Source organism: Granulicatella sp. zg-ZJ (assembly GCF_010892355.1).
In the GTDB taxonomy this organism is placed as follows: Bacteria; Bacillota; Bacilli; order Lactobacillales; family Aerococcaceae; genus WM01.
Window position 1 is genome coordinate 12,607 of record NZ_WNJY01000002.1, and the last position, 20,965, is coordinate 33,571.

Genomic DNA, 20,965 nt, shown 5'->3' on the forward strand with positions numbered 1-20,965 from the left:
AACAATCTATAGACAAATTTTGACTAGTTATTAATTTGTCTGAAAAGAATTATTTTCTCTGTCATAAAAAATTTTCTAATAAAAAGATTTCACAAAAAGCTTCTTCTATATAAATAAAAAACTTATTAAAACTACTTGTAAAAAATACTCTTCTTTTTTCTATGCCCAACTTTACTAAATAGAATTGATGATAAACACATATTATCCCTATTCCGATATGTTTATTATTTGACTTCAAGACATGAGTACGATATGATAACTGAGGATACATTTTCCCCTACACAGATTTTGTGCGATAAAATGTGTCTTTTTTTATGCATAAAATCAATTATAAAGGAGTGTTATCATGGAACAATTCTCTGTTTTTGATTACGAAGATATACAACTTATTCCAAATAAATGTATCGTGAATAGTCGTTCAGAATGCGATACAACGGTGACATTAGGAAAACATACATTTAAAATCCCTGTTGTCCCAGCAAATATGCAAACAATTATAGATGAAAAACTAGCAGAAGAACTAGCAAAAAACGGCTACTTTTATATTATGCATCGTTTTGATGAAAGCACACGTTCAACTTTTATTAAAAATATGCACGATAAAGGTTTAATTGCATCTATTAGTGTAGGTGTTAAACCACATGAATATGATTTTATTACAACACTAGCACAAGAAACACTAATTCCAGATTATATTACAATTGATATTGCACATGGACATTCTAATGCAGTCATTAACATGATTAAACATATTAAAGAGCATTTACCTGAAACATTTATTATTGCAGGAAATGTGGGTACTCCAGAAGCTGTACGTGAATTAGAAAATGCTGGTGCTGATGCAACAAAAGTAGGTATCGGACCAGGTAAAGTATGTATCACAAAAATAAAAACAGGTTTTGGTACAGGTGGCTGGCAATTAGCCGCTGTACGCTGGTGTGCAAAAGCTGCTAGAAAACCAATTATTGCTGACGGTGGTATTCGTACACATGGTGATATTGCAAAATCTATTCGTTTTGGAGCAACAATGGTCATGATTGGTTCTCTTTTTGCAGGACATGAAGAATCTCCTGGAAAAACAGTAGAAATTGACGGTAAGAAAATGAAAGAATATTTCGGCAGTGCTTCTGAATTCCAAAAAGGTGAAAGAAAAAATGTCGAAGGTAAAAAAATGCTTGTTGATTATAAAGGAAGCATTCACGACACATTAATTGAAATGCAACAAGATTTACAATCTTCTATCTCTTATGCAGGTGGAAAAGATTTAGATGCTATTCGTCACGTTGATTACATGATTGTAAAAAACTCTATTTTTAACGGTGACACACACTAATAAATAACCCCAGCAAGATGACTTGTTGGGGTTATTTTTATTCTTAATCAACTGGATTGGTCCTATAGAACTTTTTTGACTATTGTTTAAATAGGCTTCTTTTCTAATTGTGCTTTGCTATCTTTATACATGTTTTTTGGTAAATTACTCGACGCAACACTAACCACTTTAGTCGCAAGATGATTGGCGAAATATAAAGCTTCTTCTACTGTATACCCCTGGCACATTGCCGATAAAAATCCTCCAACATGGCTATCTCCCGCTCCTATAGTATTCACGACCGTCGCTTTTTCTGTTGGAACAAGATGACAGATTTTCCCGTCATAATACAAAGCCCCTTTTTCTCCACATGTCACAATCACAAGCTGATTCGTTTTAGAAAATAATTTTTTTGCGGCACTTTCTACATCATCACAAGATGCTAATTCTTTTGCTTCAACATCGTTCATATGCAAAATAGGACGGCAAGCAAATAATTTTTCCAAACGTTCTTTTGGAATAAATTTTCCTCTAGGACTTGGGGCAAAAATAATTTGACAAGGTAAAGTGGCCAACGTATCGACCAAACGCTCTCCATCAATATCCTCTACCTCTAAGCCACAAACATACACATAACGATACGCATTCATATTTAAATTTCCCAACCATGTCGGTTCAAATGTATATTCTGCTCCGTGATGTGATAAAAATGTACGTTCTCCACTTTTTTCAACAAAGCAATAACAACACCCATTTTCTTGTGTACTTTTCACAAAGGATTGAATACCTACTTGCTGTATATGTTTTTCGACAAATTCACCAAAAACACCTGTTCCTATTGGAGAAATAAATGTATAGGGAATATCTAAATGGTGCAGAACATGTACAACATTATACGCACATCCACCTAACCCCATTCGTTGATGTAACACATTCCCCGATTCTTGTCTACGTGGTAATGTATCGATATTTACAACAATATCACACACTGTTGACCCAATAACTAAGCATTTATCCATTTTAAAACCTCTAACATTATTATTTATTCATAAAAAATCATTCGTGTTAAAACGATTATATCACGATATTTTTGTTTTTTCATTCTTTTTTACAGAAAATGTCAGTTCTATTTAAACCGTAGACAAACAAAAAAGCTCTTCATCAACTTATGTTGGAAAAGAGCCTTTTTATTAGTTTAATTTTTGTTTTAATAACTCTCCAAAACGTGTGAATAATAACACGGTTAAAATAATCATCAAACATGGGAAAACAACAATCCACGGTGCTTCTTGAATATACGCTCTTCCATCATTTATCATCGCCCCCCATTCTGGACTAGGAACTTGTGCACCTAATCCAATAAAACTTAATCCTGCAATTTCCATAATCGTATTACTCACATCAAAAATAGCTGTCGTTAAAATTTGCGGAAATAAACTTGGTAAATAATAATTACGAATGGTTTGTAAGTATTCATTCCCAAACATTGTTGCACTTTGAATATATGGTTCTTCTTTTAATTGTAAAGTTAATATCCTTGTTAAATAAGCATATTTTGCCCAGTTTGTCATACAAATCGCAATAACCGTTTGCTGTAATCCAACACCTAAAATACCCACAAGCATAATGACAAAAATAATAGCTGGAAAGGCTTGAAAGGCTGTAATAATCAAAAAAATAGTTCTATCAAATTTACCACCTATTAACCCACTACTAATACCAATAAAAGAACCTACCGTCACAACAATAAATAAAATGAATAAGGACGGTATAACGGTTTGAATCCCCCCACTTAGTGTCCGCTCAAAGACAGATCTACCTAATGCATCGGTACCAAACCACTCCTTGCTATTCGGTGCATGAAAAGCTTGTGCCAAATTCACTTTCGTCACACTTTCACCAAATACAAATGCAGCGATACATAAAATACCGATAAATAAGAGAATGATAGCTCCGTATATCTTTAATTGATGATTCATTTTTCTTTTCATTACCTACACCACCTCTTTCACGCGCATGTCTTTTAACGCTTCTTTTCTTGTTCGTGGATTTAACCAAGCAATGACAATCTGAAACACTAAATTAACAACTAAAACACCTGCTGTAATAAATAAGACGATACCTTGAATAAGTGGATAGTCACGGTTCCCTGCAACTGTAATCAATAGTTTCCCGATACCTGGCCATGAAAAAAGATTTTCAATAATGGCGACACCACCTAATAAAGAACCTAAAGATAAACTTACTAATGTTAAAAGGAATGGTAATGTATTTCCTAATACATCAAACAGCAAAATACGCCATTCGGGAATGCCTCTTCCTCTTGCACCCTCTACGCTTGGAGAATGTAATTCATCAATCAAATGCGTACGCATTTGTGGAATATAGCGTGTCGACATGGTAATACTTACGGTTAAAACAGGAAGAATAAGCCCCAATTCGTTCGCCGTAGATTGAATAGGCAATAATTTTAATTGAACAGAAAAAATAATCATAAGCAAAATACCAATAACAAAACCTGGAATAGCATTGATAAAACCTGTTATCATTAAAATAGCTCTATCCATTTTAGAATGTTCATAATAGGCACTAATCAATGCAAACGGAATGGAAATTGTGAGTGTTGCCAACAATATATATAGTGCTAAATAAACTGTATTCGGGAAATAAAAAATCAACTGTTCCCAAACAGATGCTCCTGAATTATAGGTCACCCCAAAATCGCCTTGTAAAATTTTGAATAACCATATTCCATACTGTTCAATAAATGATTTATCAAATCCAAATTCGTGTCGTTTCAACGCTAGTAATTCTTGTGTATACGGAATACCTTGTGCCGATAAAATACTTTCTGCTGGATCACCGGGTGCTAAATAAATAAACAAAAAAGATAAAAAAGTTACACAAAGTAAAATCACGACAAAATGAATGACTGATTTTCGTATCATTTTTAACATAATAACGTCCTTTCATCAGTAGACAATCGTGACAAGTGATTCATCTTTTTCGACTGCTACAACTGCTTTTTTATACAGGAGTAATCCTTTTTGAGTGGCGATCACAGATTGAAGTAAAGCACCATGAACAGAACGAATTTCTCCTAAAAGTTGCCCCTCTTCTACATACGTCCCCACTTCAACATAAGAAAACCAACATCCTTGATATTCGCTAGATAAGACGTACGTTTTATCAAATACAGTTGCTGTATGCTCTTTTTCAATACCGTCTAAAAGATACACCATTGTATTGCAAACAGCTTCTTTTAATAATCGAACATCTTCACATGTACATTTTCCATTTTCACCTTGTTCTAAAATCACACTCGGAATACCATAATCAATAGACGCCGATTGATACAACCCTCCTGTTGCATGAGAAGCATATACAACCGGAATCCCGCTAGCTAATGCCATTTTTTTAGAAATTGTCATCACTTCTTCACTTGCTAGCAAAGAGTAATAACAATGTGGCAATAAGCTTTCTGTTAGATTCCCTCCATGCAAGTCAATAATGAATTGACACACGGAAAAAACTTCATCTTGTACAACTTGTTTGATTTGATAACTTAGTATTTCTTTATGTTCCTTATCTTGAAAAATACGATTTAAGTTAATTGTATCTTCAGGAACAAAACATGGATCTATTTCTAAAAATCCTGGCATATTCACAACATGAAAGAAGCACAATGTCCCATTTAAAGTCGTTACATCAATCTCTTCAATAAGATCTATCATCACTTTTAACCCAACATATTCGCTACCATGCACCGCTCCTGTAACACCAATAACTTTATCTTCCGTCTTTCCTTTTAAAATCGTAAAAGGAATAGATACACCCTCTCGAACATATAAATCGGATTGATAAATAGAACCCGGCTCTAATGTCTTAATGATTTCTTTTAAAATTGTCATCTTCTTTCTCCTATTGATTATATTCAAACGATTGATACTGATTTAACAATAATTTTGTATAGTCAGATTTTGGCGATGTCACAATATCTTTCATTTGTCCTTGCTCCATAATGCAACCATTTTTTAAGACAATGGATGTATCACAAAAGTCGCTGACTAATGCCAAATCGTGTGATATAAACAAAAAAGTTGTTTCTCTTTCTTGCTTAATTTTTTTTAAAAGTATCATAATATCCGCTTGAATCGTTACATCCAATGCACTTGTAATTTCATCACATACTAAAAGGTCAGGTTTAACAAGCAACGCTCTAGCAATACCTGCCCGTTGGCATTCGCCTCCACTTAATTGAAGTGGTAACTGATGCGCATGATGCTCATTTAATCCCACAGATTGTAAACTTTCTATAATCAAAGCTTCACATTCAGATTTTGTGGCTAATTCATAGTTTATCAAGACTTCCTCAAAACTTTTATACACTGTTCGTTTTGGATGAAAAAACCATTGTGGATGTTGTGGAATATATTGCACGCGTTTGTAGTAATCTTTCAAGGAATACTGACTAATATCTTTTCCGTCAAGTAATATTTGTCCTTTTTGTACAGGTGAAAAACGACATAAAATATGTGCTATTGTACTTTTTCCACTTCCACTTTCACCAACTAGACCTAATACACTTTTTTTCTCTAAATCGAAAGAAATATCAAAGACACCGACATTTTTTGTGTACTGATGAGTTAACTCCTGACATTTTAATAAAGCACTCATTCTGTCTCTCCTCGCTTTAATTTTGGTACAGCTTGTAATAATTTTTGCGTATATGGATGTTGAGGACTTTTTAAAACATTTTTTGTGAGTCCCTCCTCAACAAATTCGCCTTTTTTCATAATATAAATTCTGTCAGATAATTCATACGCCAAACTGATGTCATGTGTTGAAAACAGTAACGCCACATGCTCCGTTTTTCGTAGACGTTTTAATAATTCTGTTAATTCACGCTTGCTCACCACATCTAGTGCACTCATGGGTTCATCGGCAATTAGTAATTTTGGATTGGCAACCAGTGCTAGTGCAATACTCACGCGTTGCATCATACCTCCACTTAATTCAAATGGATATTTATCAATAATATCTTTTGGATTTTTAAACTCAACCAATCTCAAACATTCTTCTAAACTTCTAAGTTTACTTGATTTTCGACCATAACTTTTCACTAGATCATTATAGTGTGCCTTTATTTTACGTCTATTATTAAAACTCACACTAGCATGCTGGCTAATCCACGTCACATCTGTTCCTAAAAAATGTAGATGTTGGCGCCTTTTTTGTGGTTCAATCTGAATACCGTCAAATATAATTTGTCCAGATGTTTTTTCAAGTTCTCCAAAAGGAAATCCTAGTAAACTTTTTAATAATGTCGATTTGCCACTCCCGCTTTCGCCAACTATAGAAACAGCCTCTTTCTCATTCAGAGAAAGAGACATGTTTGTCAAAATAGTTTTTGTAGGGGATTGAACACTTAGCTGTTCTACCTTTAACATAGTTTATTCCTTTACTAATTCATTTGTGACATGGTAGTAGTCTGTCGGATGAGATACAAGACCTTTTACATCTTTGCCCATCACAAAAGCAACTTTGAAATGCCCGATGTACGTAAATGCATAATCTTTATCAATCAATGCTTCAATTTCTTGGCTCAACGCATTACGTTTTTCTAAACCAACAGTTGTTGCCAATTCTTTGATTTTCGCATCGACTTGTTCATTTTTATAATGTCCCACATTCACAACACCGTCAGAAGCAACAGACCCTAAGAAATAAGAATACGCATCTCCTATTGGTGCACCCACCATTGTATATGGTGATACATCATACGTATTTTCTTTTAAAGCAGGTCCAATTTTTTCAACTGTTTTAATCGTTGAGTCAATGCCTACTTCTTTTAATTGTTGTTGGAATGCTTGCATTGCCAATGGAATTTCTGCTAAACGATTATAAGATAATAGTTCTAAATTGATATTTTTTCCATCTTTTTCACGAATACCGTCATTATTCGTATCTTTATAACCCGCTTCATCTAATAATGCTTTTGCTTTTTCAACATTATATTCATGTACACTTGTATGAATGGCAAATCCTAAATTTTCTGTAAAGGCACTTTTCGCCACTTCTGCTGACCCTGCAAATAAAGATTTTGTATATGTTTCTTTATCAACTAATGTATCTAATGCTTGTCTAAATTTTGCATCTGCAATCAATGGTTTATCAAAATTATACATGAAGTTTACAAAACGAGTGCCCCCAACTTCTGAAATCGTATAATCAGCATTTGAACGATAAGACCCTAAATTTGCATAAGCAATACCAAAAGCCGCATCAATTTCTTTTGATTGCAGTGCTAATGATAATGCATTGGCATCTGTAAAGTATTTAATAGAAATTTGATTTGTTTTTGGTTTACCATTCCAGTATTGGTCATACGCTTTTAATTCAACACCACTTTCAGCAGTATAACTGGTCACAATATAAGGCCCCGTTCCCACAAGCGCTTTATCCGTGTCCAATTTTCCTGTTGTATCAACAATACATGCGTATGGTTCTGATAATAAATTTGCCATAATCGGCACTTCTTGTGTTGTTTTAATCACAACTTGATTATCTTTGGCTGTAATATTTTCAATCGTTAAATCGCCTTTAGCACGTTCATTTTTCTCTAGTAAACGTTCCAAAGATACTTTTACTTTTTCGGCTGTCATTTTTTCGCCATTTTGGAATGTCACATTATCTTTTAATGTCACTGTCCATTCTAATTGACTTGTTTGTTCAATACTTTTTGCCAACCATGGTTCTGGTTCTAATTTATCATTTAATTTAAATAATGTTTCCCCTGAACCATAACGAACTGTAAACCAGCCATTATAATCTGCAGCAGGGTCTATATTAGCCGGTAACTGATTATATCCGATTGTTATTTTTTGACTTGCCTGTTTTTGTTCTGTTTTTGGTGCAGTCTGCGTTTGTGTTGGGTTAACACATCCAGCTAAAACACATAAAGCTACACCTGTTAATAATGTTTTTTTCATTTCGTAGTCCCTCCTATTTACAAAATTATTATATAGTTATTATTACGTTTTGTAAACGTCTTTTTTTATAAGAAAAATGCGATTTACGAAAAAAATGTGTATATTTATTCCGATTTAGGTCAATATACACACTTCTTTTTACTTGTTAATAAACTGATTTTTCTACGACAATACTATGTTTTTTCTCAAACTCTCTATCTAAATACGTTTGGTACGTCCCCGGAGAAATAAAGCCTTTTACATTTAATATATCTGTACCAGCTCGACCAACGATACTATCTGCCAATAGCACACAGTTCGTGCTTAAAACAAAATATGTTTTAAATTTAGATGATGTAAATTTAAAAAGATTTGCTCCAGTTTCTTGTTTTAATTTGTACGCATACATCACATCTTGTTGTTCACCTTGTTTTGTCACATACTGATTTGGTTCCCAAGGTGTGACTAAAGCATCAATCGTATGTAGCTGCTCTTCTACTGCTTGTCTTTGTTTATCATCTAATGACAAACCATAGACTAATAATGTTTTATGACTTTCTTTTTTACAAAATGCAATATATTTTTCTCGGTCTGTTTTAAATAAAACACCGTCTCCAATCATACCAAATAAGCGTTCTGAATTTGTATCATAATTTCCATACGAAATCACTTGATTTTGATAACAAATATCTACATGCCCAATCGCACCAAATCCTGATTCGGTTACGTGTACGAATAATTCCAAATCAACGGTAGCCTCTTCTTTTTTCACATCATAAGCTAACTCAAGAGAAATATATTCATCTGATGCCATATAGTCATTTAATTTTTGAAGCGTTCGTCTTGGAATAAGTGCTGCAAAAACAATAGGTAGCGATACTCTGACACGTCTTGTTAATTCACCTTTATGCATTTCTTTATCGAATGTCACACCATCTCTTAAATTGGTTAAACCAAGTACAATTAAATAGATACCTAGAATAAACAATTGAACACCAACACTGTCTTTCGGCGTTAAAGCCGATACACCCAAAATAAATAACCAACATGCATCAAATAAAAACTTAAATCTTGGTTTAATATCGTTTTGACGATAGATGTAATACGTCACACCATTGATAAACGCTTGTAATAATTGGTAGATACCAACAAAAATCGTCAATAAATATAAAGGCATACGTACAATAATTGCTAAATCACCAAAAACAAAAATACATAATGGCTTTATGAGTGTTATCCAAAAGAACTGTCTTTTATCTTTTGCACGAAACGGCCACATAATCAAGTCAAAACTCGTAACCAATAATAGTAAAAACAATATCAATTCGACTGCATAAACAGCAACTACTTCTTGAAAAACAGTTAGTAGTATCCCTACGAAGATTTCTAATATCCCTTCAATGATAAGTTTTCTACCGGAATAACCGATGTCACTAATCTTTTTCACGCCCACTTGCCGTATACCTCCTTACCGTATTGATTATAACAAAAAAATCGGGGATAAACCCGATTTTTCTATTATACATTCACAAATTCAATAAATTGTTTTACTTGTTCATTCAAGGCAGCTTTTTGTTCATCTGATAAAATCAACTGACCTGTTACCCATGATTCCATTGGTAACGCAATACCTACACCTGTATCGTCCATAGTATTCATACGAATTTTTTTCAAATAAACACCTAATTGCTCACGTACGTAGAACGCCTCAGTAGAACCCCCTGCACCAGAGAATGTTATTGGTTTTCCTGCAATAACTGTTGGTTCTTGGCTTCCTGCTTCAGATGCTCTTGACAACCAGTCAAATAAATTTTTTACGATAGCTGGATACGCATGATTGTATTCAGGTGTTACAACCCATACACCATCTGCTTTAGCAACTGTTTCTCGAGTACGTACAACAGAAGCAGGTGTTGGAAATTCTGCATCTTGTTCTAATATAGGAACATCTTTATAATCTAAAAAAGATACATCTGCATGCTCTTGTAATTGTGCTGCGATATATTCCGCTAGCGCTTGATTATATGATTGTTGACGTGTTGATCCTACGACCATTAAAATTGATTTTCTTGACATTGTTTTTCCTCCGTGTGTACCTGTTTAAATGTTTTTAGTAAACTAATCAATAATGCTTTCTGTTCTTTGGATAAAAGACGATAAACTTCTTCTATTTCTTGGTGATGTTGTGGCAAAATTTCTTGAAAGAGTTGTTTGCCTTTTTCTGTCATACCAATAATAGTTGCTCGCTTATCTGTTGCTGAAGTCTCTTTATAAATCAAACCTTGTTTTTCCATATTTTTTAACACAACAGTCATATTTCCAGATGTGGCAAGCATACTTTGAATAAGCTCGCAAATACGTAATGGTCCCTTTGCATATAGGACATCTAGCACACCAAACTGTGTCATGGTTAAGCCATTCGATTTAACAATTTTACCTAGATTACTTTCAACTGTTCGCCATGCTTTCATCATTACAATATGTGTATGAAGTGATGAATTGGTTTCATATAAATGCTCCATGTTATCCTCCTGAAAAATACTACTAATTAGTGGCAAAAGCATTTTATCACTAATTAGTAGTATCGTCAATAATTTTATTACAAAAAGTTAGTGGCTTTTACAACAATGGCATTGCCCTTTTAAACACGTACACATTATCGTTTCGGGAGCTGTATCTTTTTTATATTGTAAAAGATGTATTATCTCTTCAATAATATTTTGCGTTAGCGGGACTGTTTTCATCATATCTAAAATAAGTTGCCCTTGTTTTGTGGGACATACGTGTTCTAAAACAGCATTCATTTTTTCAAGAGCAATCTCTTGTTCTAAAACGCTCGCTTCGTATAAAAAACACTTTCCTTGTTTTTGCACAGAAACGTATCCTTTTTTTACTAATCTACCGAGTAATGTTTTAATCGTGGATAATTGCCAATCTTTATTTTTCGCTAAAATATCAAAAACCACTTGCGCAGTGACATGCTCATTTGCCCAAATAACACGCATGATTTCCCATTCTGCTTCACTCATGATATACGCCCTCTTTTTCTATTTAATCTTAAAGCGTTAAGTACAACCGATACGGAACTTAGACTCATGGCTAACCCTGCCAACATTGGATTTAACATCACACCAAAGGAATGGAATAAGCCCATCGCAATGGGTATCATCGCAATATTATATGCGAATGCCCAAAATAGATTTTCTTTAATAATCTTCATTGTCCGTTTACTAATATCAATAAGTTGTACAACATCTTGTAAATGATGTTGCATTAGGACGATATCCGCCGCTTCAATAGCAATATCTGTCCCACTTCCAATCGCCACACCAACATCTGCTTGCGTTAATGCAACAGCATCGTTAATACCGTCCCCAACCATTGCCACCATTTTTCCTTTTTCTTGATAGGTTTTCACAATATCCGCTTTATCAATAGGTAACACGCCACTATAAACATCCACAATACCTACTTCTTTAGCAATCGCACGTGCCGTTATATCGTTATCTCCTGTTGCCATGACAACCTCAATACCTTGATGTTGTAGCATTTGAATAGCGTCTAAACTACTTGATTTAATCGTATCGGCAACACCTATTATTCCAACGACACAAGCGTCTATACTCACAAAAAGCGGTGTTTTCCCTTGACTAGATAAATGATGTGCTTTTTCACTAAACATCTCATACTGTGTATGCTCTTTAATAAATTCGCTATTTCCAATCATAACTTCTTTTCCGTTAACGATACCAGATATACCTTTTCCATCATGAATCGTATACGTTTGACACGATAACACGTTTAGTTGTTTTTCTTTTGCTTTTTCTACAATAGCATGTGCTAATGGATGTGTGGACAACTGTTCTAAACTAGCTGCATAAACAAATAAATCCTCCTCAGAAATAGACGTATCTACATCTGAAACACTTGGTTTCCCATTAGTAATCGTTCCTGTTTTATCTAAAATCACGGTATTAATTTGACTGGCATGCTGTAATGCTTCACCATTTTTGATAAGTATACCTTGTCTAGCACTTTGTCCAATAGCAACCATAATAGCTGTTGGTGTTGCTAAACCTAGTGCACATGGACAGGCAATAACAAGCACAGCAATCATCATATCAAAAGCAAAAAATATACTCTCTCCAACGAGTAACCAACCAATCAATGTAGCTAAAGCTAAAAACATGACAACTGGCACAAAAACACTGGATACTTTATCGACAAGTTGTGCAATAGGCAATTTAGTGCCTTGTGCTTGTTCAACCCATTTCATAATCATCGCTAAAGTTGTTTCTGACCCAATATGAGTCACTTCATACGTTAATGCTCCATTTGTATTCAAACTCGCACCAACGACTTTATCTCCTTTTTGTTTCGTAACAGGCATACTTTCTCCCGTAATCATCGACTCATCTACTTTTGCATACCCGTCAATCACAACACCGTCTAATGCTATTTTCTCGCCGGCTTTCGATAAAATAATGTCCCCTACACGAACATTCTCAACAGGAACAATACGTTCATTACCATGCTCTAATAATCTTGCTTCTTTTGGTGCTAGCTCACCAAGTTTTGCAATCGCACTCGTCGTTTGTTTTTTAGCTCTTTTTTCAAAATATTTTCCTAATGAAACAAGCGTTAAGACAATAGCTCCTGCTTCAATATAAACATGGACATCTTCTTTTTGAAATGCCATTAAAAAAATAGCAATTATTCCTTGTAAAAAAGCTGCACTTGTCCCTAATGCGACAAGAGAATCCATATTTGGCTGCTTTCTCCATATATTTTTAAAACCTACTATATAATAATGCTTTCCCCACCAAACAATAGGGATTGACAACACAAGTGTGACAATCGCATTGATGAGTGAATTTTCAAAAAGCATTGGTAAGCCAATCATGTGACCCATAGAAATATATAAAATAGCAAGTGATAGAATTCCCGAAAAAACAATCTTTTTCTTGGCATCTTCGTCATCGCTATTATCAACTGTCTCTTCTTCACTAAATAAATCGTATCCTAATTGAGAAACAGCTTGCTCAACATCTTGTATTGCTTGTTTATCAGTATATGTCACATACAATTTTTCATTGGCTAAATTTACATTCGCTTGAGTGACATAGTTAATTTTATTAACGACCTTCTCAATTTTACTGGCACATGCTGCACAGCCCATTCCTTTTACTTGATATACTTTTTCCATATTCGTCACCTCTTTTTTCTAATACCAAAAGTTTACATTTGTAAACGATAAAAGTCAATACTTTTTTATTGACTAGAGAAACATTCAAGCATACAATAAAAGCAACTGGTAATTACCAGTTGCGGAGGTTTATGTATGACAGATAAAAAAAACATCTCCTTACATTCCACATTGAGTGCAAAACTCATTGATTATATTCAACACAAAGGCTACGTTCATCAACAAATGCCCTCTGAAAGAGATATTTGCCAAACCTATCAAGTTAGTCGCACTACCGTAAGACGTGCGTTACAAGAGCTTGAAGTATTAGGGTATATTTATAAACAACATGGTAAGGGTACTTACATATCAGATCATTGGAAAACAAAACAAGATGTTTTTGAAGGATTTAGCTTTACAGAATATATGACGTCTATTGGGAAAACACCAAAAAGCATTGTTACAGATTTTAACATTGAACATCCCAATAGTTTCATTGCACATCAACTGGGATTAAGTGAAACAGATTTTGTTTTTTGCTTTAGTCGTATTCGCTTAGCAGACGATATTCCGATGCTTTTTGAAACGACATATTTGCCCCATGCTCTTTTTTCTACATTAACCTTAAAAGACATTGAGCAAATCCCATTATATCAACTACTTGAAACAAATTTTCATCAATCTATTTTATATGCAGATGAAACATGCCAAGCAGGCTACTTAACAGAGCAAGAAGCGAAACTTTTACATAAAGAAGTGAAAGAGAATTGTTTACGTTTAACACGGCAAACCGTTAACAAGCAGTTTCAATTACTCGAATATACAACGAGTGTGACACATAATGACTTATTCGTCTATCGTGTTCGCCATTATAAAAGGGGCTAATCATGTTATAAAAAATATAAAGGAGGTATTTTATGTTTCAATATACAAAGGAACACCTTGAACAATTAAGTGCTGAAATCACAACACGTGAAATTAAGCAACAACCTGAATTATGGCAGGAGGCGTTTGATTACTTTACAACACATAAAGAACGTATCCAAACATTCTTCAATCAATTACCAAATACACATATCCGTGTCATCTTTACAGGTGCAGGAACATCTCAATATGTTGGAGATACTGTTTTGCCACATATTAAACGTTACGGAGATGACAAACACTTCGACTTCCAATCTGTTGGGACAACAAATATTGTATCTAATCCACACGACTACTTTAAAAAAGATGTTACAACAATTTTAGTATCCTTTGCTAGAAGTGGTAATTCACCTGAAAGTGTCGCAACTGTTCAACTTGGTCAACAAATCGTTGAAGATTTTTACCAAATCACAATCACATGTGCACCAGACGGCAAATTAGCACAATATGCACAAGGCGATGACAAAAACTTATTATTGATGATGCCTGAACGTTCAAATGATGCCGGTTTCGCCATGACAGGAAGTTTTACATGTATGGCATTAACCGCTCTACTCATCTTTGATCATGCATCAGATGCAGATAAAGAAAAATATGTAAAAGCGATTTGTGACATGGGTCAATCCGTTATTGAACGTGAACAAGACATTCAAGAACTTGTCAACACACATTTCAACCGCGTGATTTACTTAGGTTCAGGTGCTCTGGCAGGATTGGCACGTGAAGTACAATTAAAAATTTTAGAATTAACAGCCGGTCGTATCGCTACTGCATTTGATTCATCATTAGGGTTCCGTCACGGTCCAAAATCATTTGTCAATGAAGATTCTCTTGCTTTTGTTTTTGTATCGAACGACGACTACACACGCCAATATGATTTTGACATATTAAGAGAATTACAAGGCGATAAAATTGCTCGTTTAGTTGGTAGTATTAATGTTGGAAAAGAAGAAAACTTCGACGGCGTTCAATTCACCTTTGACGAAGCATATCGTTTCATTCCAGACGGCTACCTAGCATTACCTTACGCTATGTTTGGACAAACATTATCATTATTAACATCTGTTAAAGTAGGGAATAAACCAGATACACCTTCTCCAACTGGAACAGTTAACCGTGTTGTAAAAGGTGTTATCATTCATCCGTTAGAAAAATAGAAAGAGGCGCAATATGGCAACATATATTTATGCAAAACAATTTTTCTATGAACATGACGTCAAAGAAAAAGGGTATTTAGAAATTCGTGATAATGGTACATTTGGTCAATATACAACAGAAAAACCAATTGGCACTATTATTGATTACAGTAATTACAGTATCGCTCCAGGACTTGTTGATACGCATATTCATGGGTATTTAGGCCACGATGTTATGGACAATGATATAGAAGGAATAAAAATGATTTCAAATGGTTTACCGTCTTGTGGTGTAACGTCGTATTTGCCAACGACTTTAACAGCAAGTGCTGACCTTTTAAACGATGTGTGTCAAACCATTGGTCAACATGCAAGCCATATCAAAGGGGCAAAAATTCAAGGAATTTTCCTTGAAGGTCCATTTTTCTGTGAAAAATATAAAGGGGCACAAAATCCAAAATATATGAGTGATCCTCAAAAAGAATTATTAGATAAATGGCAAGACAGTGCACAAGGTTGGGTTAAAAAAATTGCTATCGCACCTGAACGTGAGGGATCTGTCGATTTCATCAAACACGCCAAATCAAAAGATATTTATGTCGCACTTGCGCACACTGATGCAACTTATCAAGAATGCCTTGATGCAACGAATGCAGGTGCAAACATTTTCGTGCATGTTTACAATGGCATGCGTGGCTTACATCATCGTGAGCCTGGTGTTGTCGGTGCTGCTTTAACAATACCAACTGCTTTTGATGAACTAATTTGTGACGGACATCATGTCAACCCAATTTCTGCAAAAATCGTAATGGACTGTCACGGACGTGATAAAACAATGTTAATTACCGACTGTATGCGTGCGGGTGGCCTTGGCGAGTGTCAGTCAACACTAGGTGAATTTGATGTGATTGTGAAAGACGGTACAGCACGCTTAGTCGATAGTGGCAGTCTTGCTGGTAGCATTTTAGAATTAATAACCGGTGTACAAAATGTTGTGCGTTGGGGTATTGCAACACCGCATGAAGCGTTGAAAATGGCGAGTTTAGTCCCTGCTCAATCTGTCGGTATTGACAATGTTTGTGGACGATTAGACGAAGGCTATCCAGCCGATTTTATCGTGTTAAACGATTCACTTGAGCTACAAGCAACATATATTGACGGTACAGCTTACTATACAAAATAAAGGAGTAACAATATGACAAAATTAGTATTAACAAAAGAAAAATACGAGCATTTAAAACGTTTATCAAATGAGCAAAACATTATTGCTGCTTTGGCGATTGACCAACGTGGATCATTGAAAAAAATGTTAGCTGAAGGAAATCCAAATCCTAAAGGTGATGAAGCTATTATCACATTTAAAGAATGTATTTCCGAAGAATTAACACCTTACTCTAGCTCTATTTTATTAGACCCTGAATATGGTATTTCTGCTTCTAAAAAACGCGATGAAAACTGTGGTTTGATTGTTGCATACGAAAAAACAGGTTATGATGCAACTGAAATTGGACGCTTGCCAGATTTATTACCAAACTGGTCTGCTAAACGTATTAAAGAATTAGGTGCCGATGCTGTCAAAGTACTTTTATACTATGATATTGATGAAAGTAATGGCATCAACGATATTAAACACGCTTGGGTAGAACGTGTTGGTAGCGAATGTGTTGCTGAAAATATTCCATTCTTCTTAGAAATTGTTTCTTATGATGCGACAAATGACGATGTGAAAAGTGCAGCTTACGCAAAAGTAAAACCTCACAAAGTAAACGACGCTATGAAAGTCTTTTCTGAGGCACGCTATAATGTAGACGTATTAAAAGTTGAAGTACCCGTGAATATGGCTTTTGTTGAAGGCTTTACAAAAGACGGTGTTGAACCAGTTTATACAAAAGAAGAAGCAAAAGCATTCTTTAAAGAACAAGCAGATATCACACATTTACCATTTATCTTCTTGAGCGCAGGTGTTTCTGCGGAATTATTCCAAGACACATTAGTATTTGCGAAAGAAGCCGGTTCAAACTTTAACGGTGTTCTATGTGGCCGTGCAACATGGAAAGACAGTGTACCAGTATTTGCAAAAGAAGGCGAAACATCTTGTCGTGCATGGTTAGCTGAACATGGCAAACATAATATAGATGCATTAAATGACGTATTAGTAACAAGTGCATCTTCATGGGAAGATAAAGTAACCGTATTATAAGAAGTATTTAAAAAGAGTGAATAGCAACATATTCACTCTTTTTTTGTATCTTTAAAACATGTTATAAAAATGTAATATTATTTTAAAAGTGAATATTTATTCGTAATTAAATTTGAATATTTTATTTATTCATTTTTTCCTACCCCCTGAGTAGTATTTATACAAAAATAAATATGAAAACCGTATAACAGAGCTATTGTTTTCTAATGAGATTCATAGTACAATTTGTCAGTAAAATTAAAAATGGAGGAAATTTATTATGAATCATTTAAAGAAAAAAGGAGCTATTCTTTTTGCGGTGTTAGCACTCGTGTTGAGTACTATTCTACCAACTCTTTCACATTCAGCATTTGCTGAAACAAATCCTAAAAATACAATTGTAGGCTGAGTTAAAGTATGGTCAAACGAAAAAGCTCGTCAGTACCGTACAAGTTTATTTGACGTTCAAGGTGGCTCACACCCAGCAGGTGCAACCGACTTTACCGGCTATTCAGACGTTCCTGTTCTTCTAGCAAACGCAACAACTGGTGACGTCATTACATCAACTGTGTCACAAGGTGTAAATGGTGAATTTACATTTGAAAATGTGCCAGACGGAGAATATGTTGTGGCTATCGCTGGACAAACAATGACAACAAAACAACGTCACGATATTGTACCATTGTCAAAAATCTTTGACGGAGCTGAGTTCCAAACAAATGATGTGTCTCAAAAAATCGTGATACAAAATGGTGTTGTAAGTGTCCCTGGTTTAGTAGATGTTAATAATGAGCCTGAAACAGAAATTATCTTCGGTGTTGTTCACCACGCTTATAGCGTAACATTAACATCAAAATACGGGAAATTTATTTTTGGTACACAAAATGGTAACCAAGATTTCGGTACTGAAGTAGACGTAAACGGTACACCTTTACAAGTCTTTACTGCTTACCAAGGTGGATTAAGAACATTTGAACAAAACAATAATATTTTTGCATCAAACGCCGGTGTACTAGACGGTGATAGAATCAACAACATTACAGACAAATTACCTGAACCTACTTTGAGTGATGAAGAAAAAGCAATGGGTATCACATTTGTTGGATGGCTTGCTGAACCGGCTTATGCAACACCAAGTTCTTATGACAACAGTGATCTACGTACAATGGCTGAACGTTACCCTACTTTAGCAGGTAGTTTATTATCTCCAAGTGACGCAATTTCTTTTGTTGCATTAGACGATATTACATTACGTGCGGTATTTAATATCCCTCATCACAGTGTTACATTCGCAACAAACAGTGATAAAGGTCAAATCAATGATAAAGATAATAACAAAGCATCTTACGTTGAAAAACAATTTGAAGGTAACAACAAAAAAATTGCTGAATTACCAACTGTTCAAGCAAAACCTGGATATAAATTCTTAGGTTGGTATGCTGATTTAACAGAAAATGTTATTCCAGAAACTGAACTAAAAGAAATGGTTGTTAACCAAAACTTAAAATTCTATGCTAAATACGAAAAAGCAGACCCAGAAGTATCAAATATTCCTGTTATCAACCCTATTTCAGAAGGCGACACTAAAGTAACTGGTATTGGTATCAACGGTTCAAAAATAAAAGTAACATTCCCCGACGGAACATCAAAAGAAACAACCGTAAACAATAATGAATGGTCTATTGATTTTACAAGACCATTTAAATATGGCGAACAAATCAATGCAAATCAAACAGAAGTTCAAGAAGGCGTAGAGAAATTAGTTAGCCCAATCGTTAGTCAAACCGTTGTTAACCCTAAAAAATCTGAAAATCCAATCGTATTAGCTGTCAAAGAAGAAGCTGCTGCTGTTACAGGTAAAGGAATTGCTGGCTCAACAATCATCGTAACATTTAAAGACGGTTCAAAAGTAGCAACAACAGTTGCTGAAAATGGCACATGGTCTGTTGAAGTCCCTAAAACAGCTGCTTTAAAAAAAGGTGATAACGTATCAGTCGTTCAAATTGAAAAAGATAAATTACCAAGTAGTGCGGTAGATGCGACAGCTGTTCTAGATGAAAAAGCAGATGCTCTAAAACCTAAAACAAGCTTTGTTGAAGAAGGTACAAACGCAGAATTATCTCCAACAGTTGAAGGCTTAGTTAGCAAAAAAGATATTCCTAATTATAAATATGTGACAACTGAAGTTGTAGACGGAAACTTAGTTCATGTGTATAAAAAAGTTGACGAAAAACCAGATAAACCTGAACAACCTGAAACAACTACTACATCTACACATACAACAACTAAAGTACCATCTATACCAACAGTTTCTACACCAGTAAGACCAAGTGTATCAACATCTAAATCAATGCACAATACACAAAGTACAGCTACAAAAGAAACATCAGCAGTAGCTACATTACCAAAAACTGGTACACAAGATGGCACATTATTCGTCGTTATCGGTTTATTATTAACCGTTGTAGGTATCGTTGTTTACAAAAAAAATAATGCATAATTTATAAAAAGAGCTTGAACTCAACACATCCTGTTGAGTTCAAGCTCTTTTTTCTATCTATACATTTTCTCTCTTTTTCTAAAACACCACCATAAAACTATAAAACTAATTTCGACAATACCAAACACCATGATAAAACATCCCAAGAAAAAGTCTTCTGTCAAAATCAAAATAATCGGATCTGTTACTGGATTAAATAGCCATGCATCATTATTAAAAAAGACATGATGAAACAAAACAAACCAGTAATTGAACCCCATGGACAATACAATCACAATGACAATCGGTAAAAAAATCATGATACGACACATGCCTTTAAACCATGCCTCATCTTGATATTTTTTGATACAAAACAATACAAGAATACTTCCTACTAAAGACAATACAAAAATACCATTATTTAATAAAAATAGTTGTTTTACTTCAAAAAAATGAAATACACCTTGCGCTGATACGGGAATATTCGGCATGGCTAAAACGGATTGAAAAGGATTCAGTAAGTACCCCAATAACACATCATAATTTTGACTTACTTGTTCATGTGTTAACCCTACTAACACTTGAGTATCCAAGCTCGATAACTGCCATAAAAATAAAGGTTTACATAATAAAGTTATCAAAATAGCACCTGACAATATACACACTGTCAAACACGTTAACATTACCATTCGTTTCACATTCATAAACGACCTCCTCTCGTTTATTTTATATGATACTATAAAAACCGAACAAACCGCAATTCTTTTTATAGACGCTCC

General features: G+C 34.6%; 20 protein-coding genes. 7 read left to right on the forward strand and 13 right to left on the reverse strand.

The window, feature by feature from the left end:
• The first annotated feature begins 346 nt into the window (after positions 1-346).
• A complete protein-coding gene (gene guaC, locus GMA11_RS00750; RefSeq protein ID WP_163545298.1) occupies positions 347-1,333 on the forward strand; it encodes a GMP reductase in 987 nt (328 codons plus the stop codon).
• An 86-nt stretch (positions 1,334-1,419) separates the two neighbouring features.
• Here guaC and GMA11_RS00755 read toward each other — a convergent pair whose 3' ends face one another.
• The 12 genes from GMA11_RS00755 to GMA11_RS00810 all read right to left on the reverse strand — a co-directional run bounded on the left by GMA11_RS00755 (position 1,420) and on the right by GMA11_RS00810 (position 13,489).
• Positions 1,420-2,331: a carbohydrate kinase family protein gene (locus tag GMA11_RS00755; protein WP_163545299.1), complete on the reverse strand. Its 912-nt coding sequence runs from the start codon at positions 2,329-2,331 to the stop codon at positions 1,420-1,422.
• Positions 2,332-2,502: 171 nt separating this feature from the next.
• Positions 2,503-3,303: an ABC transporter permease gene (locus GMA11_RS00760; protein ID WP_163545300.1), complete on the reverse strand. Its 801-nt coding sequence runs from the start codon at positions 3,301-3,303 to the stop codon at positions 2,503-2,505.
• Positions 3,304-3,306: 3 nt separating this feature from the next.
• Entirely contained in the window at positions 3,307-4,269 is a 963-nt protein-coding gene (locus GMA11_RS00765; protein ID WP_163545301.1) for an ABC transporter permease, read from the reverse strand.
• Positions 4,270-4,284: 15 nt separating this feature from the next.
• Entirely contained in the window at positions 4,285-5,223 is a 939-nt protein-coding gene (locus GMA11_RS00770; protein WP_163545302.1) for a succinylglutamate desuccinylase/aspartoacylase family protein, read from the reverse strand.
• A 10-nt stretch (positions 5,224-5,233) separates the two neighbouring features.
• A complete protein-coding gene (locus GMA11_RS00775) occupies positions 5,234-5,989 on the reverse strand; it encodes an ABC transporter ATP-binding protein (protein WP_163545303.1) in 756 nt (251 codons plus the stop codon).
• The gene (locus tag GMA11_RS00780) at positions 5,986-6,762 is read right to left on the reverse strand and encodes an ABC transporter ATP-binding protein (protein WP_163545304.1); all 777 of its coding nucleotides are present in this window, start codon (positions 6,760-6,762) and stop codon (positions 5,986-5,988) included. Before GMA11_RS00780 ends, GMA11_RS00775 begins: the two co-directional genes overlap by 4 nt.
• 3 nt (positions 6,763-6,765) lie before the next feature.
• Entirely contained in the window at positions 6,766-8,304 is a 1,539-nt protein-coding gene (locus GMA11_RS00785; protein ID WP_163545305.1) for an ABC transporter substrate-binding protein, read from the reverse strand.
• Positions 8,305-8,449: 145 nt separating this feature from the next.
• Entirely contained in the window at positions 8,450-9,736 is a 1,287-nt protein-coding gene (locus GMA11_RS00790) for a hypothetical protein (protein ID WP_205422840.1), read from the reverse strand.
• Positions 9,737-9,801: 65 nt separating this feature from the next.
• On the reverse strand, positions 9,802-10,359 hold the full coding sequence (locus tag GMA11_RS00795; RefSeq protein ID WP_163545306.1) for an NADPH-dependent FMN reductase: 558 nt from the start codon (positions 10,357-10,359) through the stop codon (positions 9,802-9,804).
• On the reverse strand, positions 10,338-10,805 hold the full coding sequence (locus tag GMA11_RS00800; RefSeq protein ID WP_163545307.1) for a MarR family winged helix-turn-helix transcriptional regulator: 468 nt from the start codon (positions 10,803-10,805) through the stop codon (positions 10,338-10,340). Before GMA11_RS00800 ends, GMA11_RS00795 begins: the two co-directional genes overlap by 22 nt.
• Positions 10,806-10,892: 87 nt before the next feature.
• Positions 10,893-11,312 carry a CopY/TcrY family copper transport repressor gene (locus tag GMA11_RS00805; protein ID WP_163545308.1) on the reverse strand — a complete coding sequence of 140 codons (420 nt, stop codon included), beginning with the start codon at positions 11,310-11,312 and terminating at the stop codon, positions 10,893-10,895.
• Complete coding sequence (locus GMA11_RS00810) at positions 11,309-13,489, reverse strand: cation-translocating P-type ATPase (RefSeq protein ID WP_163545309.1); 2,181 nt, start codon at positions 13,487-13,489, stop codon at positions 11,309-11,311. The genes GMA11_RS00805 and GMA11_RS00810 overlap by 4 nt, the downstream gene beginning before the upstream one ends.
• A gap of 135 nt (positions 13,490-13,624) precedes the next feature.
• Between GMA11_RS00810 and GMA11_RS00815 the strand changes: the two genes are divergently transcribed.
• From GMA11_RS00815 to GMA11_RS00835, 6 genes are all read left to right on the forward strand, one after another.
• Positions 13,625-14,353: a GntR family transcriptional regulator gene (locus tag GMA11_RS00815; protein WP_163545310.1), complete on the forward strand. Its 729-nt coding sequence runs from the start codon at positions 13,625-13,627 to the stop codon at positions 14,351-14,353.
• Between the two features lie 32 nt (positions 14,354-14,385).
• Entirely contained in the window at positions 14,386-15,549 is a 1,164-nt protein-coding gene (locus GMA11_RS00820) for an SIS domain-containing protein (RefSeq protein ID WP_163545311.1), read from the forward strand.
• A 13-nt stretch (positions 15,550-15,562) separates the two neighbouring features.
• Positions 15,563-16,711 carry an N-acetylglucosamine-6-phosphate deacetylase gene (gene nagA / locus GMA11_RS00825; protein ID WP_163545312.1) on the forward strand — a complete coding sequence of 383 codons (1,149 nt, stop codon included), beginning with the start codon at positions 15,563-15,565 and terminating at the stop codon, positions 16,709-16,711.
• Between the two features lie 12 nt (positions 16,712-16,723).
• Positions 16,724-17,728, forward strand: a complete 1,005-nt coding sequence (gene lacD, locus GMA11_RS00830) for a tagatose-bisphosphate aldolase (protein ID WP_163545313.1) — start codon at positions 16,724-16,726, stop codon at positions 17,726-17,728.
• A 259-nt stretch (positions 17,729-17,987) separates the two neighbouring features.
• Positions 17,988-18,116, forward strand: a complete 129-nt coding sequence (locus tag GMA11_RS09395; protein WP_255465962.1) for a hypothetical protein — start codon at positions 17,988-17,990, stop codon at positions 18,114-18,116.
• A 159-nt stretch (positions 18,117-18,275) separates the two neighbouring features.
• Positions 18,276-20,207, forward strand: coding sequence for an Ig-like domain-containing protein (locus GMA11_RS00835; protein ID WP_163545314.1), 1,932 nt, complete (start codon positions 18,276-18,278; stop codon positions 20,205-20,207).
• A gap of 53 nt (positions 20,208-20,260) precedes the next feature.
• Here GMA11_RS00835 and GMA11_RS00840 read toward each other — a convergent pair whose 3' ends face one another.
• The gene (locus GMA11_RS00840) at positions 20,261-20,890 is read right to left on the reverse strand and encodes a TIGR01906 family membrane protein (RefSeq protein ID WP_163545315.1); all 630 of its coding nucleotides are present in this window, start codon (positions 20,888-20,890) and stop codon (positions 20,261-20,263) included.
• Between the last annotated feature and the right edge of the window lie 75 nt (positions 20,891-20,965).

Coding starts and splice junctions, on each gene's coding strand:
- guaC (WP_163545298.1), top strand. CDS start 347: ATGGAACAATTCTCTGTTTTTGATTACGAAGATATACAACTTATTCCA.
- GMA11_RS00755 (WP_163545299.1), bottom strand. CDS start 2,331: ATGGATAAATGCTTAGTTATTGGGTCAACAGTGTGTGATATTGTTGTA.
- GMA11_RS00760 (WP_163545300.1), bottom strand. CDS start 3,303: ATGAAAAGAAAAATGAATCATCAATTAAAGATATACGGAGCTATCATT.
- GMA11_RS00765 (WP_163545301.1), bottom strand. CDS start 4,269: ATGTTAAAAATGATACGAAAATCAGTCATTCATTTTGTCGTGATTTTA.
- GMA11_RS00770 (WP_163545302.1), bottom strand. CDS start 5,223: ATGACAATTTTAAAAGAAATCATTAAGACATTAGAGCCGGGTTCTATT.
- GMA11_RS00775 (WP_163545303.1), bottom strand. CDS start 5,989: ATGAGTGCTTTATTAAAATGTCAGGAGTTAACTCATCAGTACACAAAA.
- GMA11_RS00780 (WP_163545304.1), bottom strand. CDS start 6,762: ATGTTAAAGGTAGAACAGCTAAGTGTTCAATCCCCTACAAAAACTATT.
- GMA11_RS00785 (WP_163545305.1), bottom strand. CDS start 8,304: ATGAAAAAAACATTATTAACAGGTGTAGCTTTATGTGTTTTAGCTGGA.
- GMA11_RS00795 (WP_163545306.1), bottom strand. CDS start 10,359: ATGTCAAGAAAATCAATTTTAATGGTCGTAGGATCAACACGTCAACAA.
- GMA11_RS00800 (WP_163545307.1), bottom strand. CDS start 10,805: ATGGAGCATTTATATGAAACCAATTCATCACTTCATACACATATTGTA.
- GMA11_RS00805 (WP_163545308.1), bottom strand. CDS start 11,312: ATGAGTGAAGCAGAATGGGAAATCATGCGTGTTATTTGGGCAAATGAG.
- GMA11_RS00810 (WP_163545309.1), bottom strand. CDS start 13,489: ATGGAAAAAGTATATCAAGTAAAAGGAATGGGCTGTGCAGCATGTGCC.
- GMA11_RS00815 (WP_163545310.1), top strand. CDS start 13,625: ATGACAGATAAAAAAAACATCTCCTTACATTCCACATTGAGTGCAAAA.
- GMA11_RS00820 (WP_163545311.1), top strand. CDS start 14,386: ATGTTTCAATATACAAAGGAACACCTTGAACAATTAAGTGCTGAAATC.
- nagA (WP_163545312.1), top strand. CDS start 15,563: ATGGCAACATATATTTATGCAAAACAATTTTTCTATGAACATGACGTC.
- lacD (WP_163545313.1), top strand. CDS start 16,724: ATGACAAAATTAGTATTAACAAAAGAAAAATACGAGCATTTAAAACGT.
- GMA11_RS09395 (WP_255465962.1), top strand. CDS start 17,988: ATGAATCATTTAAAGAAAAAAGGAGCTATTCTTTTTGCGGTGTTAGCA.
- GMA11_RS00840 (WP_163545315.1), bottom strand. CDS start 20,890: ATGAATGTGAAACGAATGGTAATGTTAACGTGTTTGACAGTGTGTATA.